The following is a 14,135-nucleotide window of genomic DNA, read 5'->3' as shown; positions in this document are numbered from 1 at the left end:
CCCGTCCCGCGTGCTCAGCTCGATTCGCGGTGCACGATCCGTGCCCCGAACACCTCGTGCACCTCCGGCTCACCTCCAGGATCGCGCACCGCGCGGTCGACCAGCTCGGCGAGGTCGCGTCCGGACGGCAGTTCGATGTGGACGGTGCTCAGCCGCGGGCGCAACAGCCGGCCGAGCATCAGGTCGTCGGCGCCGACCACGGCCGTCTCACGAGGGATGTCCACGCCCTCGTCCTGGAGGGCGCGCATCAGGAGCATCGCGTACTCGTCGTTGTACGCGAAGACGGAGTCCAGGCCCAGGGAGCGCCAACGCCCGGCCAGCCGGGCGGCGGAGTCCTCCTCGTAGGCGAGCGGCAGCTCGGTGACGGTCGCGTCGGTGCCCTCCAGGGCGCGCCGCACGCCTTCGAGCCGGGGCCTGGAGAAGAACTCCAGACCGGGCTCCTCGGGCATGACCACACCCACGCGGCGGCGGCCGCGGGCCAGCAGATGGGCCCCGGCGCTGTGCCCCACCCCGTCCTGGTCCAGAAGCAGCGCGTGCGCGCCCCGGACGCGTTCGGAGCCGAGGGTGACGACGGCGCGGGCGCCGGAGCGCTTGAGGACGTGGACGCCCTCGGCGCCGAGGCCGCCGCCGGGCACGATGACCGCGACCGGCCGCAGTTCCGCCCAGGCCCGGGCCGCCTCGTCGCGGTCGAGGCCGATGCCGCCGTACTGCACGACCGTGTAGTCGAGTCGGCTGAGCGCCCACTGCAGTTCGCTCAGGAACCGGCTGTACAGCGGTCCCGCCGGCACGTTCGGCGAGGGCATGAGCACCATGCGGCTGTGTCCGGCGCGCAGGCTGCGGGCGGCCGCGTGCGGGACGTACCCCAGTTCCTTGGCGGCCTCGTGGACGCGGCGGCGGGTGGGTTCGCTGATGCGTACGGCACTGGTGTTGTTGAGGACGTAGGAGACGGTCGCGCGCGAGACACCGGCCAGGCGTGCCACATCGGCACTCGTCGGCACGGCGGGTGGTGCGGGCGACGAAGGGACGGGCTGTTTCGGTATCTGCACCATGACGTACCGCATCTTCGCAGAACGCTCACACCGCGCGTTCCCGGGGTGCGCATGTGGTCGTAACCACCCCTCCCACAAGGGAAGTTGCGCTTTCGGTGTCGCAGGGCGCGCACACAGGTTACCGTTCGGTAGAAGACGGTTCCGCGGAGGTGTCCCCATGACGTCCGACCGCATTCCGGGACCGGCGGTGTGCGCCCGCGCGCTCGCCGCCGGCGAGATGACCTCCCGGGAGCTCGTGGAGCGCACGCTGGCCCGGATCCAGGCGGCGCAGCCCACGGTGAACGCGTTCCGCGTGGTGCGCGCCGAGGCCGCGCTCGCCGAGGCCGACGCGGCCGACAGGCTACTGGCGGCCGGGGTGCGGCGGCCGCTGCTCGGGGTGCCGGTGGCGGTCAAGGACGACATGGACGTGGCGGGAGAGCCCACCGCGTTCGGCTGCCCGGGCGAGTTCCCGCCGGCGGCCGAGGACGGCGAGGCGGTACGGCGGCTGCGGGCGGCAGGCGCGGTGATCGTCGGCAAGACCAACACCTGCGAGCTGGGGCAGTGGCCGTTCACCGAGGGGCCCGCCTTCGGCGCCACGCGCAACCCGTGGAACCTCCGCCACACACCGGGCGGCTCGTCCGGCGGTTCCGCGGCGGCGGTCGCGGCGGGCCTGGTGCCGGCCGCGCTGGGCTCGGACGGCGCCGGGTCGGTCCGCATCCCGGCCGCCTGGACGCACCTGGTCGGCATCAAGCCGCAGCGGGGCCGGATCTCGACCTGGCCGAGCCCCGAGTCCTTCTACGGCATCACGGTCAACGGCACGCTCGCCCGTACGGTCGCGGACGCGGCGCTGCTCCTGGACGCGGCGAGCGGGAACCACGACGGCGAACGGCACCGGCCGCCCGCGCTCGACGTCTCGGCCGCGGCGGGACGCGACCCGGGCCGGCTGCGGATCGCGCTCTCGCTGAAGCCGCCGTTCACGGCGTTGCCGGCGCGGCTCGATCCCCGCGTACGGGAGCGGGTGCTCGCGCTCGCAGAGCGGCTCGCCGCGCTCGGTCACGTGGTCGAGGAGGCGGAGCCGCGGTACGGGCAGATCGGGCTGGCGTTCGTGCCGCGGGCGACCGCAGGCCTGGCCGAGTGGGTGCGCAACGTGCCGTCTCCGGACCTGCTCGACCGGCGCACCCGCGGCGCCGCACGCCTGGGCCGGCTGCTCGGTGGGGCCCCGCTGCGTGTGGCGCGGCGGGCGGAGGCGACCCTGCACCGGCGCGTGGGGGCGCTCTTCACGACATACGACGTCCTCCTCGCACCGACGACGGCCGCTCCCCCGCCGCGCATCGGAACGCTGGCGAACATGAACGGCTGGAACACGGACCGGGCGATGATCGCGGCGTGTCCGTACGCCTGGCCGTGGAACGTGCTGGGCTGGCCGGGGATCAGCGTGCCCGCGGGTTTCGTCGGTGACGGTCTGCCCGTGGGCGCGCAGTTGCTGGGCCCGGCGAACAGCGAGCCTCTTCTGGTGTCGCTGGCGGCCCAGTTGGAGGCGGACCGGCGTTGGGACGGGCGGTGGCCGCGGTATGCGGACGCCCTGGACGCGCCGGCGACGCAGGAGCGTGCGAACCGTACCCTGTGACCATGGATGATGCGCCGATGGTCGGCTTGATGGGACGTGTCACCGGTACCGTCGGGCCCGGGCTGGTCGGTGAGGTGATCGTCCGCGTGCGCGGCGGCGCCGAGCACTTCCTCGCGTATCCCGCGGACGGAACCGGCCGCATCGAGCGGGGCGCGGTGGTGATGGTCGTGGAGTATCTGGCGCCCCGAACCGTCTACGTCGAGGCCGTGTACGGCAGTTGAGCCCCTCTCAGCCCAGGTGAGAGGCGTAGGCGTCAAGATTGCAACAAGGTTCCGTCAGTGTCTTCACCCCGGGCTTGCGCAGGCGCAGACTCGCCTTCGTTCGGTGCCGACCCGGCACCAGGCAAAGGGGGCGTATGCCGATGGTCATCGGCGTCGTCGCGGGGGCTGTCGTCCTCGCGCTGCTTGTCATCGTTGGGATCTTCAAGCTCATGTGGCGTGTCGCGGAGCCCAACGAAGCACTGATCATCTCCGGTTCGAAGCATCGGACGGAGGGTCTCGAGGAAGGGATGGGCTTCCGCATCGTCACGGGGCGCGGCACGCTGGTCCTGCCGGGCGTGCAGGCGGTGCGCAAGCTGTCGCTCGACCTCAACGAGACGGAACTGCACGTGGACTGCGTGACCCATCAGGGCATTCCGCTGAAGGTGCGGGGCGTGGTCATCTTCAAGGTGGGCGACGACTTCGTGTCGATCGCCAACGCGGCCCGCCGCTTCCTGGACCAGCAGAAGCTGATGTCGGAGCGTGTGCACAACGTGTTCGCCGGTCACCTCCGTTCCATCGTGGGCGGGTTGACGGTCGAGGACATGATCCGCGACCGGGAGAAGCTCACCGGGCAGACCCGGGCCGCCTGCGGAACGGAGATGGAGAAGCTGGGTCTGATCGTGGACTCGCTGCAGATCCACGAGATCGAGGACCCGACGGGGTACATCCGGAACCTGGCGGCGCCGCACGCGGCGGCGGTGCAGCGGGACGCGCGCATCGCGCAGGCGGAGTCGAACCGTCTCGCCACCGAGGCGGAGCAGCAGTCGTTCGCGCGGATGGCGGAGGCGACGCGGGACAGCGAGATCCTGCAGGCCGGGTACCAGGCCGAGCGGGACAAGGCGGCCGCAAAGGCGCGCCAGGCCGGTCCGCTCGCGGATGCCGCGGCCCGTCAGGAGGTCGTGGTGCAGGAGACCCGGGTCGCGGAGCTGGAGGCGCACCGGCGCGAGCAGCAGCTTCAGGCCGATGTCCGCAAGCCGGCGGACGCGAAGGCGTACGAGAAGCGCACTCTGGCCGAGGCCGAGCGTGACGCGCGGATCTCGGCGGCGCAGGCCAAGGCGAAGGAGACCGAGCTGGCGGCGGCGGCCGAGGCGACGCGGGTCAAGACGGCCGCGGCGGCGGAGGCCGAGGCGACCAAGTCGCGTGGTGCGGCGGCGGCCGAGGCGACCCGCGCGACCGGTGAGGCCGAGGCGGCCGCGGCTCAGGCGAAGGGCCTGGCCGAGGCGGAGGCGACCCGCGCCCAGGGCCTTGCGGAGGCGGAGGCCATCAAGGCGCGCGCCGCGGCCCTCGCGGACAACCAGGAGGCCGTGGTCGCGCAGCAACTGGCCGAGAAGTGGCCGGAGATCGTCCAGGCGGGAGCGTCGGCGTTCGGCAACGTCGACAACATGGTGCTGCTCAACGGGGCCGACGGCATGGCCGACATGTTCGCCAAGGCCCTGACGATGGGCGGCACCGGCCTGGGGCTCGCCCGCCAGTTGCTGTCCTCGATGAACCAGAACGCGGCACCGGCGGCGGGTACGGCCGGGCTCAACGGGTTCGTGCCGCCGCGGCCGGAGAAGGTGGCGGTGGAGAAGGACGAAGGATGAGTCCCTCGGCAGTGAGCCGCTGAGGCACTGAGCGCTGAGGCACTGAGTTTCGGGCGTACGGGATTCGGATCCTGTACGCCCGAAGCGCGTTCTGCGGCGTGGTGCCCGGTGACCCCGGCGGGGGGCGGGCCGGGCTCCGGCTCGGGCGGCCGTGGCCTGGACGGTGACCGGGACGAGATTCCCGTCACCCCCTTGACAGGTAGTGCCGGCGTGCGGGACCGGATCCGGAGCCGGGTCGGCAGGGGTGCGCGCCGCCGCGCCGCGCGTGATGGTGATGCGGAGGGCACAGCGAGCCGCAACGGGAGTCGCGCCATGGAGTACCTCGTCACGATGACCACCCACGTCCCCGACGGCACATCGGAGGAAGCCGTCGCGGACGTCCGCGCCCGTGAGGCCGCGCACTCGCGTGAGCTCGCCGCACAGGGGCACCTGCTCCGCCTGTGGCGCCCGCCGCTCCGGCCCGGCGAGTGGCGCACGCTGGGGCTGTTCGCGGCCGAGGACGACGCCCGGCTGGAGGAAGTGCTGGCCTCGATGCCGCTGCGCGTGTGGCGCACGGACGAGGTCACCCCGCTGTCACCGCACCCGAACGACCCGTCGCCGGCGGCGCACGGACGGGCGGGTGCCCGGGAATTCCTGGTCCACTTCACTCGCTCGGCGGCCGAGGGCACGCCCGCTCGGGTGATCGAGCCGGCGAGGGAAGCGGAGGCGGTCCGTGCGCGGGAACTGGCCGCCCAGGGGCGTCTCGTACGACTGTGGCGGCTACCGGGCCAGGGGCGGGCGCTGGGTCTGTGGCGTGCCGGGGACACGACCGAGCTGGGGGCCGTCCTGGAGGCGCTCCCGCTGTCGCCCTGGATGACCGTTGAGACGACGCCCCTGAGCGAACACCCGAACGACCCGGCGCTGAACGCAAGTTGACACCGTCCCGGGAAGGATGGGTCCCGGGCGGTGGCGCGCGTCGGCGGACGAACGAGTCCCGTCCCACGGCATGAGGAGGAGTCATGGACATCGCCGGATCGGTGGCCCTGGTCACGGGTGCGAACCGCGGCATCGGCAGGGCGTTCGCCCGCGCGTTGCTCGACCACGGTGCCGTCAAGGTCTACGCGGCGGCGCGCGACCCGGAGAGCGTGACGGACCCGGACGTCACGCCGCTGCGTCTGGATGTCACCCGTCATGAAGAGGTCGCCGCGGCCGCCACCGCGGCGGGTGACGTCAGCATTGTGATCAACAACGCCGGGGTGGGCGGCTGGGGCACCAAGCTCTTCGACGGCTCCCTGGACGGCGCCCGTGAGGCGATGGAGGTGAACTTCTTCGGCACCTGGGCCGTCGCCCGCGCCTTCGCGCCCGTCCTGGCACGGAACGGGGGCGGCGCCCTGGTGAACATGCTGTCGGTGGCGTCCTGGGCGAGCCGGCCCGGCTGGCCCGGCTATGCGGCCTCCAAGGCGGCGCAGTGGTCGCTGACCAGCGCACTGCGCGAGGGGCTGCGCGACCAGGGCACCCTGGTGGTCGGGGTGCACGCGGGCTTCGTGGACACGGACCTGGCCAACTGGACGGACGCGCCGAAGATCAGCGCCGGGGACGTCGCGGAGCAGACCATGCGGGCACTGGCCGACAACCGGGTCGAGGTCCTCGCCGACGAGCGGACGAGGCAGGTCAAGGCGGCCCTGTCCCAGCCGCTCGACGACGGGACCGCGTAACGGACCGGCGGGCGGCCCGCGTCCGCGTCAGTTCCCCCTCCAGATGTTGTCGAAGGCCGCCTTTTCGATGGCTCGTCGTTGCCGTACGGCCGTCAGCTCCGTCACCGCGTCGTCGACGGCGGCGAGCACCGTCGTCACCGCCTCGTCGGTCTCCTCCGGCAGCTCTCCGGCGGGTGTCTCACGGATCCCGATGGCCGTGGCGAGAGCGGCGAGCACGGGCTCGTCCCCGGCCCATCGGTCCGCCGCCCGCTGCCGGGCGGCGGAGTCGGTCAGCACCGCCTCACCGGTCCAGGACGGCAGCAGGCGGCGGTGCTGCCGCTTGAGCAGTCCCTCGTCCTCGAAAGCGGCCAGATACGCCGAGGACAGACCACGCCCCCGACGCCAGAGCCAGTCCTCGACGGTTTCATGGGGCGTCTGCCGGACGAGTGACGCCGCGGCCTCCCGCACCAGGCGGTCGTCGGTCACCGGGGGGTCGCCCGGTACGACGAGGTCTCCGTCCAGCGTGAGCGCCCGGGCGTCCCGGAGGTCGAGCAACTCCGCTCCCGCGAGCGCGAGCGAGAGATCGCCCGGTTCGGCGGAACGGCCGGGCGCCGCGCCCAGGGCGACGATCAGCAGGTCCCGTGCAGTGGTCATGTGCGGCTCCCCGTCAGTGGCTCCGGTGGCGGTACGTCGTTGAGCGGCCGTCCCGACAGCCCGACAGTAACGCGGCTGCGTCAGTGACGGTCCGTCGAAGCCGGTACGGCGTCCGCCGTGGCGGCCCTGTCTCCCGGGGCGCCGCCCCGTACGACCGCCCGGTGGTGCGGGAAGCCGATGCGCAGGACGCCCGCGGCGAGCGCGGCGGCGAGGACCACGACGGCGGCCAGGAGCCCGGCACCTGTCCGAGGACACCGGGGCCCGCGCGGTGCGCATCTCCGACGGCGGCATCACCGGCCCCGCCTTCTTCGACCACGTCCGCCGCAGCCGCCGTCCGGTGGTCAACTCCCCCAAGGGCCAGACCACTCCCCTGCCCCCCGACCTGGTGCGGCGGCCCCTGATCGCGCCGAAGGTCTACTGGACGTGGTCCGTGGTCTGGCGTGAGAGCGAGGAGCGCGCCGCGGTACGCGCCGTCGCCGACGCCCTGGCCGAGGGGGCCGACGACCTCGGCATCCACGCGCCCGACGCCTGGCTGCCCGACGCCTGGCTGCCCGACGGCGACCCGTACAAGCGCTGACCCGGGGACGGCTCACAGCAGGAAGGCCGAGACGGCGTCCGTGAAAGCGTCCGGGGCGGCCTCATGGATGAGATGCCCGACCGGGATGGTGACCACCCGCCCGCGCGGGACCCGGCGCGCCAGTTCCGCGATGCCGTCCTGGGGGATGTGGCTGCCGGGACCGCCGGCGAGCACGAGGGTCTCGGCGGTGATCCGGCCGAGCCGCTCCAGCCAGCGCGGATCCGGCGTGTCGAGCTGCGGTCTGACCGCCGTCACCACCTCCCAGTCGAAGGTCAGGTCGCCGTCCGGCCGGGCCGGGGCGGTCGGGCGTCGCGGGCGCGGCACCGGTACGTCCTCCAGGACGAGCCGGCTCACCCGCCCCGGGCGGTCCTGGGCGAGCAGGTAGGCCACCACGCCGCCCAGGGAGTGCCCGATCAGCTCCACCGTGCCGAGGCCGAGCGCGTCCAGGAAGCCGAGTACATCGGCTCGCATCAGCTCGAGTGAGTACACACCCGGCCAGTCGCTTCGGCCGTGGCCGCGCAGATCCAGCGCGTGCACGCGCCGGTTGCGGGCGAGGTGCGGCGCCACCGCGTCCCAGCTGGAGCCGTCTTCACCAAGGGCGTGCAACAGGACGAGTGGCGGGGCATCGGGCGGTCCCGAGATCCGGCAGGCCAGCCGGACGCCTCCGGCGTCGACCGAGCAGTGGTCAGTCATTCCTGGAGGGTACGCGGCACGTCCCCCAGCGGATGCACCCCTGGCGAACGGCCCTGATCCTGGAGGGAGGGTCAGACCCGCGAAGGAGGGTGTCATGTCCGTGATGGACAAGCTGAGGCAGATGCTCAAGGGCCATGGCGAACGCACCGGTGAGGGCCACGACAAGGCGGGGCAGCCCGCAGGCGAACAGCCTCACGGCGCGCAGCCCGGTCCGGTCGACAAGGGTCCGGACGCGCTCAGGGAACAGATGCGGTCGCGGCCTGAGCAGGACAACCCGCCCCAGCCGTAGCAGGCGCCATGGCGAGTTGACGCGGCGTCACCAGCCGACCCGCTCGGCGTGCGTGCGCCGTGACGCTCTACCGTGTGCCGCGTGACTGCCTTTACCGAAGAAGACGTCCCCGGCCGCCACGGCCCCTCCGCCACCACGGAGGCCGACCCCCGTGAGGTGGGCCGGGTACGGACCGAGTACTCCCCCGCGCACGACGGCGACCCCGACCCCGGCGAGATCGTCTGGACGTGGGTGCCGTTCGAGGAGAACGACGGGCGCGGCAAGGACCGCCCGGTGCTCGTGGTCGCCCGTGAGGCGGCGGGCACGCTGCTGGCCGTGCAGCTCTCCAGCAAGCGGCACGACGGCGACCGGGAGTGGGTGCCGATCGGGAGCGGGCCCTGGGACCGGTCCGGGCGCGAGTCCTGGGTGGACGTGGACCGGGTCCTCCGGGTGCACGAGGCCGGCATGCGGCGCGAGGCGTGCGCGCTGGACCGGATGCGGTTCAACCTCGTGGTGCACCGGCTGAGGGAACGCTACGGCTGGAACTGAGCCCCGGGGTCGGGCGGCGCCCTCCGTACCCCGCGCACCGGCGCCCGGCCGGCAGCCGGTGGAACCCCCCGGCCGCCTGCGCCGGGGCGCCGCCGCCCGGGATGGGGGGTCCCTGCTCGAACGAGGTTGAGAGCTTGGGGGAGGGCGGAGGCGAAGTTCAGGACGGCCGCCGGTTCACCCGACCGGCCGAAAGGGCGCCGGGCGGCTTCCGGGCTGCTCTCGCCGGTGACCTCCAAGACCCCGGTGACCTGGCCGGTCGGCCGTACGTCCACCGCGTCCGGGCCGTACCTCCACGTCCGTGTGCGGGCGGCCTCGACCGCCGCGGCGTTGGCCGCCGTATGTCGGGCGCGCGGTGGGCCCCGCCGCCACGGATCTCCCCCGTCTGCCGCGCGGTCCCGCACAGGCGCGCGCTCACGGCGCCACCCCCGTGGGCGCCGTGAGCGCACCGTGCGACCGCTCCCCCGGCGCGGCGCCGATCTCCCCCGTCGTGCTCATGAACGCATGGTGAGCGATGCTGGTCTCACGCCGCAACAGAGTTTCGCGGTCCCGGAAACAACCTCTCGCGACTCGTGCAACAAGCGGAAAGCAGTCCGGAAAGCCCCACTGTGCACCCTTGTGCGAATCCATGGGAACGTCTTGGGTGGGACGAGCGATGCCGGTCCGGCCTCCTGGGGCCTGATCGGCGACATGGTGGAACCTCAGGAGGATCCCGACATGTCCGATTCGGTGAGTGACTGTACGGAGCACGGCTCCGCCGTCACCGAAGCCGACGTGGAGGCGCTGGTCCGCGGTATCTGTTTCAAGACCGGACCACCCCGCTCGCTCGGTGTCGAAGTGGAATGGCTCGTCCACGAGCCGCGCACGCCGTGGCTCCCCGTACCACCGGAACGTCTCGACGCGGCCTATGCCGCGCTGCGGACCCTGCCCCTGCGTTCGGCCCTCACGGTCGAACCCGGCGGTCAGCTGGAGCTCAGCTCCGCTCCCGCCGCCTCCCTCATGGAGTGCGTCGGGTCCGTCTCCGCCGACCTCGACGCGGTGCGCGCCGTGCTGCGCGAGGCAGGCCTCGCCCTCAGCGGCCACGGCCACGACCCCTGGCGCGCTCCCCGCCGCTACCTCCGCGAGCCGCGCTACGACGCCATGGAGCGCTGCCTGGACCGTGCGGGACCCGAGGGGCGGTCCATGATGTGCTCCTCCGCCTCCGTGCAGGTGTGCCTGGACGCCGGACACGAGGAGCCGGGGCCCCTGGGCTTCGGGCGGCGCTGGCGGCTGGCGCACCAGCTGGGCGCGGTCCTGGTCGCCGCGTTCGCGCACTCCCCGCTGGCCGGGGGCCGGCCCACGGGCTGGCGCTCGACACGGCAGTTCCTGTGGACGGCCATGGACCCGGGCCGCTCCAGCGCGCCCCCGCTCGACGGCGACCCGCGCGCCGCCTGGGCCCGGCGTGTGCTGGACGCGCCGGTGATGTGCGTCCGCGACGGCAGCGGTCCGTGGCGGGTGCCGCAGGGCCTGAGTTTCCGGGCCTGGACCCGGTCCGCCGATCCGCCGGACCGCGGGGACCTGGACTACCACCTGACGACGCTGTTCCCTCCGGTCAGACCGCGCGGCCATCTGGAACTGCGCATGATCGACGCGCAGCCGGGTGACGACGGCTGGATCGTGCCGCTCGCCGTGACGGCCGCGCTCTTCGACGACCCCGAGGCCGCCGAGACCGCCTACCGGTCGGTCAAACCGCTCGCGGAGCGGGCGGGCCCCCTGCCGCCGCCGTGCAACCCTCTGTGGATCGCCGCGGCCCGCGACGGCCTGGCCGACCCCGAGCTGCACGAGGCCGCCGTCGCCTGCTTCGCGGCCGCCGCCGAGGCGCTGCCGAGGCTCGGTGCCACCGCCGACGTGCTGGGTGCCGTCGCCGAGTTCACCGACCGCTATGTGGCCCGGGGCCGCTGCCCCGCCGACGACCTGCTGCTCCGGTTCCACGGGAAGGACACCCCCTCCGGCGGGGACGACACCCGGTTCCACGGGAAGGACATCCGCACATGACCGACGAACGGTCCCCGATCGACCCCGAGATACTCCGGGAGCGCGCGCTGGACGCCCTCACCACGGCCCGCGACCGCACCGCGCTCCTGACCACCTGCGTCGACGAATCCGACCTGACGGCACAGCACTCCCCGCTGATGTCACCGCTGGTGTGGGACCTGGCGCACATAGGCAACCAGGAAGAGCTGTGGCTGCTGCGCGCGGTCGCCGGCCGAGAGGCGATGCGGCCCGAGATCGACGGGCTGTACGACGCCTTCGAACACCCGCGCGCCGAGCGGCCCTCGCTGCCGCTGCTGCCGCCCGACGAGGCCCGCCGCTACGCCGCCGAGGTGCGCGGGCGGGCCCTGGACGTGCTGGAGCGCACGCCGCTGACGGGCCGGCGCCTGACCGAGGCGGGCTTCGCGTTCGGCATGATCGCCCAGCACGAGCAGCAGCACGACGAGACGATGCTGATCACACACCAGCTCCGCAAGGGCCCGCAGGCGCTCACCGCCCCGGATCCGGAGCCGGTGGCGCCGTACGACGGCCCGTCCGAGGTGTTCGTGCCCGGCGGCCCGTTCATCATGGGCACCTCCACCGAGCCGTGGGCACTGGACAACGAGCGGCCCGCGCACCAGCGCCAGGTGCCTCCGTTCTACATCGACGCCGTCCCGGTGACGAACGGCGCCTACGCGGCCTTCATCGAGGACGGCGGCTACGGCGACGAGCGCTGGTGGAGCCCTGAGGGCTGGGCCCATGTCCGGAAGCACGGCATCGAGGCCCCGCTGTTCTGGCGTCGCGAGGGCGGGCAGTGGCTGCGGCGGCGCTTCGGCGTCACCGAGGTCGTACCGCCCGACGAGCCGGTGCTGCACGTGTGCTGGTACGAGGCGGACGCGTACGCGCGCTGGACGGGGCGCCGGCTGCCCACCGAGATCGAGTGGGAGAAGGCCGCCCGCCACGACCCTGCCACGGGACGGTCCCGGCGCTACCCGTGGGGCGAGGCCGACCCCACCCCCGAGCACGCCAACCTCGGGCAGCGGCACCTGCGTCCCGCACCGGTCGGCAGTTACCCCGCGGGCGCCTCCCCGCTCGGCGTACGGCAGCTGATCGGTGACGTGTGGGAGTGGACGTCGAGCGACTTCCTGCCCTACCCGGGGTTCACGGCGTTCCCGTACAAGGAGTACTCGGAGGTGTTCTTCGGACCGGAGTACAAGGTGCTGCGCGGCGGTTCGTTCGCCGTGGACCCGGTGGCCTGCCGGGGCACCTTCCGGAACTGGGACTATCCGATCCGGCGCCAGATCTTCTCCGGCTTCCGCACCGCCCGGGACGTGTGATGTGCCGTCATCTCGCCTACCTGGGCCCCGAGGAGCCGCTCGGCCGGCTCCTCAAGGAGCCGTCGCACAGCCTGTACCGGCAGTCGTGGGAGCCGCGGCGACAGCGGTACGGGACGGTCAACGCCGACGGGTTCGGCGTCGGCTGGTACGCCGAGGGTGATCCGGTGCCCGCGCGGTACCGCCGGATGGAGCCCATCTGGAGCGACCCGTCCTTCACCGATCTGGCGCGGGTCGTGCGCTCCGGTGCGCTGCTTGCGGCCGTACGGGACGCGACCGAAGGGTGCGCCGCGGGAGAGGCCGCGGCGGCGCCGTTCGCGGCGGGCCGGTGGCTGTTCAGCCACAACGGGGCCGTGCCCGGATGGCCGCGCTCCGTCGCCGCCCTCGCCCGGTCCCTGCCGCCGGCCGAACTGCTGTCGCTGGAGGCCCGCACCGACTCGGCCCTCGTCTGGGCGCTCGTGCTGAACCGGCTGCGCGCCGGCGACGACGGGGGGCAGGCGCTGACCGACACCGTGCTCGAGATCGCCGCGGCGGCCCCCGACTCCCGGCTCAACCTGCTGCTCACCAACGGCTCGACGATCGCGGCGACCGCGTGGGGCGACACCCTGTGGTACCTCGCCGAGCCGGGCAGCAGCATCGTCGTCGCCTCCGAGCCCCACGACGACGACTCGCGCTGGCAGGAGGTGCCCGACCGCACGCTGCTCACGGCCGACACCACCGACGTCCTGCTGACCCCGCTCAAGGACCCGCGCGACGACATGGCATCCTCCCCCACTTTCGGCTCCGTTCGAGTGGGGGCACCCCCATCACCCGAGGAGCCCCGCACGTGAGCCCGTTCCATCTCACCCGCACCCTGCCCGAGGACGCCACGGACGCCGCGCTGCGCACGGACGTCCTGACCGGCCTCACCGGCAGCCCCAAGACGCTGCCCCCGAAGTGGTTCTACGACGCCCACGGCAGCGACCTGTTCGAAGAGATCACCGAGCTGCCGGAGTACTACCCCACACGCGCCGAACGGGAGATCCTCATCGCCCGCTCCGGGGAGATCGCGGCCGCGGCCGGCGCGCGCACACTGGTCGAGCTGGGCTCCGGCTCGTCCGAGAAGACACGGCACCTGCTGGACGCGATGAGCGGACTGCACACCTACGTCCCCGTCGACGTCAGCGAGAGCGCGCTCACCCAGGCGGGACAGGCCCTGGCCGCCGAGCGGCCCGCTCTGCACGTCCACGCGCTCATCGCCGACTTCACGGCGGCCCTCACGCTGCCTCAGACGCCCGGGCCGCGGCTCGTCGCCTTCCTCGGCGGCACGATCGGCAACCTGGTGCCCGCGGAACGGGCGACGTTCATCAAGGCCGTGAGGGCCCTGATGGCACCCGGGGACACGCTGCTGCTCGGCACCGACCTGGTGAAGGACCCCTCGGTGCTGGTGGCGGCGTACGACGACACGGCCGGGGTGACGGCCGCGTTCAACAAGAACGTGCTGGCCGTCGTCAACCGGGAGCTGGGCGCCGACTTCGACCCCGACTCCTTCGACCATGTGGCGCTGTGGGACGCGGACAACGAGTGGATCGAGATGCGGCTGCGGGCGCGCACCGCGCAGACCGTGAAGGTCCCGGCGCTGGGCCTGGCGGTCGACTTCGCCGAGGGTGAGGAGCTGCGCACGGAGGTGTCGGCGAAGTTCCGCAAGGACGGTGTGAGCCGGGAACTGGCCGCCGCCGGACTGGACCTGACGCACTGGTGGACGGACCGGGAAGGGAGGTTCGCCCTGTCCCTGAGCTCGGCGCGCCCGGCCGACTGAGCCGGCGCGCGGCACACCCGCGGACACCGCGGACACCCGCGGACACCCGCGGACACCCGCGGACACCCGCGGACACCCGCCAAG

Annotated in this window: 16 protein-coding genes and 1 pseudogene; 12 read left to right on the top strand and 5 right to left on the bottom strand. The window is 73.3% G+C overall.

Annotation, left to right across the window (positions count from 1 at the left end):
• Positions 1-14: 14 nt before the first annotated feature.
• Positions 15-1,049: a LacI family DNA-binding transcriptional regulator gene (locus tag SY2F82_RS33185; RefSeq protein WP_200422776.1), complete on the bottom strand. Its 1,035-nt coding sequence runs from the start codon at positions 1,047-1,049 to the stop codon at positions 15-17.
• A 157-nt stretch (positions 1,050-1,206) separates the two neighbouring features.
• Between SY2F82_RS33185 and SY2F82_RS33180 the strand changes: the two genes are divergently transcribed.
• The 5 genes from SY2F82_RS33180 (at position 1,207) to SY2F82_RS33160 (ending at position 6,192) form a co-directional block, all read left to right on the top strand.
• Positions 1,207-2,655 (top strand): amidase, encoded by a 1,449-nt coding sequence (locus SY2F82_RS33180; RefSeq protein WP_200422775.1) that lies wholly within the window; start codon positions 1,207-1,209, stop codon positions 2,653-2,655.
• Positions 2,656-2,657: 2 nt separating this feature from the next.
• On the top strand, positions 2,658-2,876 hold the full coding sequence (locus SY2F82_RS33175) for a hypothetical protein (protein ID WP_200422774.1): 219 nt from the start codon (positions 2,658-2,660) through the stop codon (positions 2,874-2,876).
• A gap of 134 nt (positions 2,877-3,010) precedes the next feature.
• Entirely contained in the window at positions 3,011-4,498 is a 1,488-nt protein-coding gene (locus SY2F82_RS33170) for a flotillin family protein (protein WP_200422773.1), read from the top strand.
• Between the two features lie 312 nt (positions 4,499-4,810).
• Positions 4,811-5,413 (top strand): muconolactone Delta-isomerase family protein, encoded by a 603-nt coding sequence (locus SY2F82_RS39740; RefSeq protein WP_308437804.1) that lies wholly within the window; start codon positions 4,811-4,813, stop codon positions 5,411-5,413.
• Between the two features lie 83 nt (positions 5,414-5,496).
• Complete coding sequence (locus tag SY2F82_RS33160; protein WP_200422772.1) at positions 5,497-6,192, top strand: SDR family oxidoreductase; 696 nt, start codon at positions 5,497-5,499, stop codon at positions 6,190-6,192.
• 27 nt (positions 6,193-6,219) lie between these two features.
• Here SY2F82_RS33160 and SY2F82_RS33155 read toward each other — a convergent pair whose 3' ends face one another.
• Positions 6,220-6,825 (bottom strand): GPP34 family phosphoprotein, encoded by a 606-nt coding sequence (locus SY2F82_RS33155; protein WP_200422771.1) that lies wholly within the window; start codon positions 6,823-6,825, stop codon positions 6,220-6,222.
• Between the two features lie 80 nt (positions 6,826-6,905).
• Complete coding sequence (locus SY2F82_RS33150; protein ID WP_200422770.1) at positions 6,906-7,043, bottom strand: hypothetical protein; 138 nt, start codon at positions 7,041-7,043, stop codon at positions 6,906-6,908.
• A 14-nt stretch (positions 7,044-7,057) separates the two neighbouring features.
• Here SY2F82_RS33150 and SY2F82_RS33145 point away from each other — a divergent pair.
• Positions 7,058-7,402: pseudogene (locus tag SY2F82_RS33145) on the top strand (LysR family transcriptional regulator); the annotation flags it as partial.
• Between the two features lie 12 nt (positions 7,403-7,414).
• Here the strand turns inward: SY2F82_RS33145 and SY2F82_RS33140 are convergent.
• The gene (locus SY2F82_RS33140) at positions 7,415-8,095 is read right to left on the bottom strand and encodes an alpha/beta fold hydrolase (protein WP_200422769.1); all 681 of its coding nucleotides are present in this window, start codon (positions 8,093-8,095) and stop codon (positions 7,415-7,417) included.
• 94 nt (positions 8,096-8,189) lie between these two features.
• Between SY2F82_RS33140 and SY2F82_RS33135 the strand changes: the two genes are divergently transcribed.
• Together SY2F82_RS33135 and SY2F82_RS33130 are read left to right on the top strand one after the other, a co-directional pair.
• Positions 8,190-8,384, top strand: a complete 195-nt coding sequence (locus SY2F82_RS33135) for an antitoxin (protein ID WP_200422768.1) — start codon at positions 8,190-8,192, stop codon at positions 8,382-8,384.
• Between the two features lie 81 nt (positions 8,385-8,465).
• Positions 8,466-8,912 (top strand): type II toxin-antitoxin system PemK/MazF family toxin, encoded by a 447-nt coding sequence (locus SY2F82_RS33130; protein WP_200422767.1) that lies wholly within the window; start codon positions 8,466-8,468, stop codon positions 8,910-8,912.
• Here the strand turns inward: SY2F82_RS33130 and SY2F82_RS33125 are convergent.
• On the bottom strand, positions 8,897-9,184 hold the full coding sequence (locus tag SY2F82_RS33125; RefSeq protein ID WP_236041924.1) for a PARG family protein: 288 nt from the start codon (positions 9,182-9,184) through the stop codon (positions 8,897-8,899). The genes SY2F82_RS33130 and SY2F82_RS33125 overlap by 16 nt on opposite strands.
• 442 nt (positions 9,185-9,626) lie before the next feature.
• On the opposite strand from SY2F82_RS33125, the gene egtA reads away from it, so the two are divergent.
• The 4 genes from egtA to egtD are packed head-to-tail and all read left to right on the top strand — an operon-like array spanning position 9,627 to position 14,051.
• Positions 9,627-10,943 (top strand): ergothioneine biosynthesis glutamate--cysteine ligase EgtA, encoded by a 1,317-nt coding sequence (egtA, locus tag SY2F82_RS33120; RefSeq protein WP_200422765.1) that lies wholly within the window; start codon positions 9,627-9,629, stop codon positions 10,941-10,943.
• Positions 10,940-12,256, top strand: a complete 1,317-nt coding sequence (gene egtB, locus SY2F82_RS33115) for an ergothioneine biosynthesis protein EgtB (RefSeq protein ID WP_200422764.1) — start codon at positions 10,940-10,942, stop codon at positions 12,254-12,256. Before egtA ends, egtB begins: the two co-directional genes overlap by 4 nt.
• Entirely contained in the window at positions 12,256-13,083 is an 828-nt protein-coding gene (egtC, locus tag SY2F82_RS33110) for an ergothioneine biosynthesis protein EgtC (protein WP_200422763.1), read from the top strand. The genes egtB and egtC overlap by 1 nt, the downstream gene beginning before the upstream one ends.
• Positions 13,080-14,051 carry an L-histidine N(alpha)-methyltransferase gene (gene egtD / locus SY2F82_RS33105; RefSeq protein WP_200422762.1) on the top strand — a complete coding sequence of 324 codons (972 nt, stop codon included), beginning with the start codon at positions 13,080-13,082 and terminating at the stop codon, positions 14,049-14,051. Before egtC ends, egtD begins: the two co-directional genes overlap by 4 nt.
• The last annotated feature ends 84 nt before the right edge of the window (positions 14,052-14,135 follow it).

The sequence above is a fragment of the Streptomyces sp. Y2F8-2 genome (assembly GCF_014905555.1).
In the GTDB taxonomy this organism is placed as follows: Bacteria; Actinomycetota; Actinomycetes; order Streptomycetales; family Streptomycetaceae; genus Streptomyces; species Streptomyces cynarae.
The sequence above is the reverse complement of the archived record's forward strand: the minus strand, read 5'-3'. Positions and strand labels throughout refer to the sequence as shown.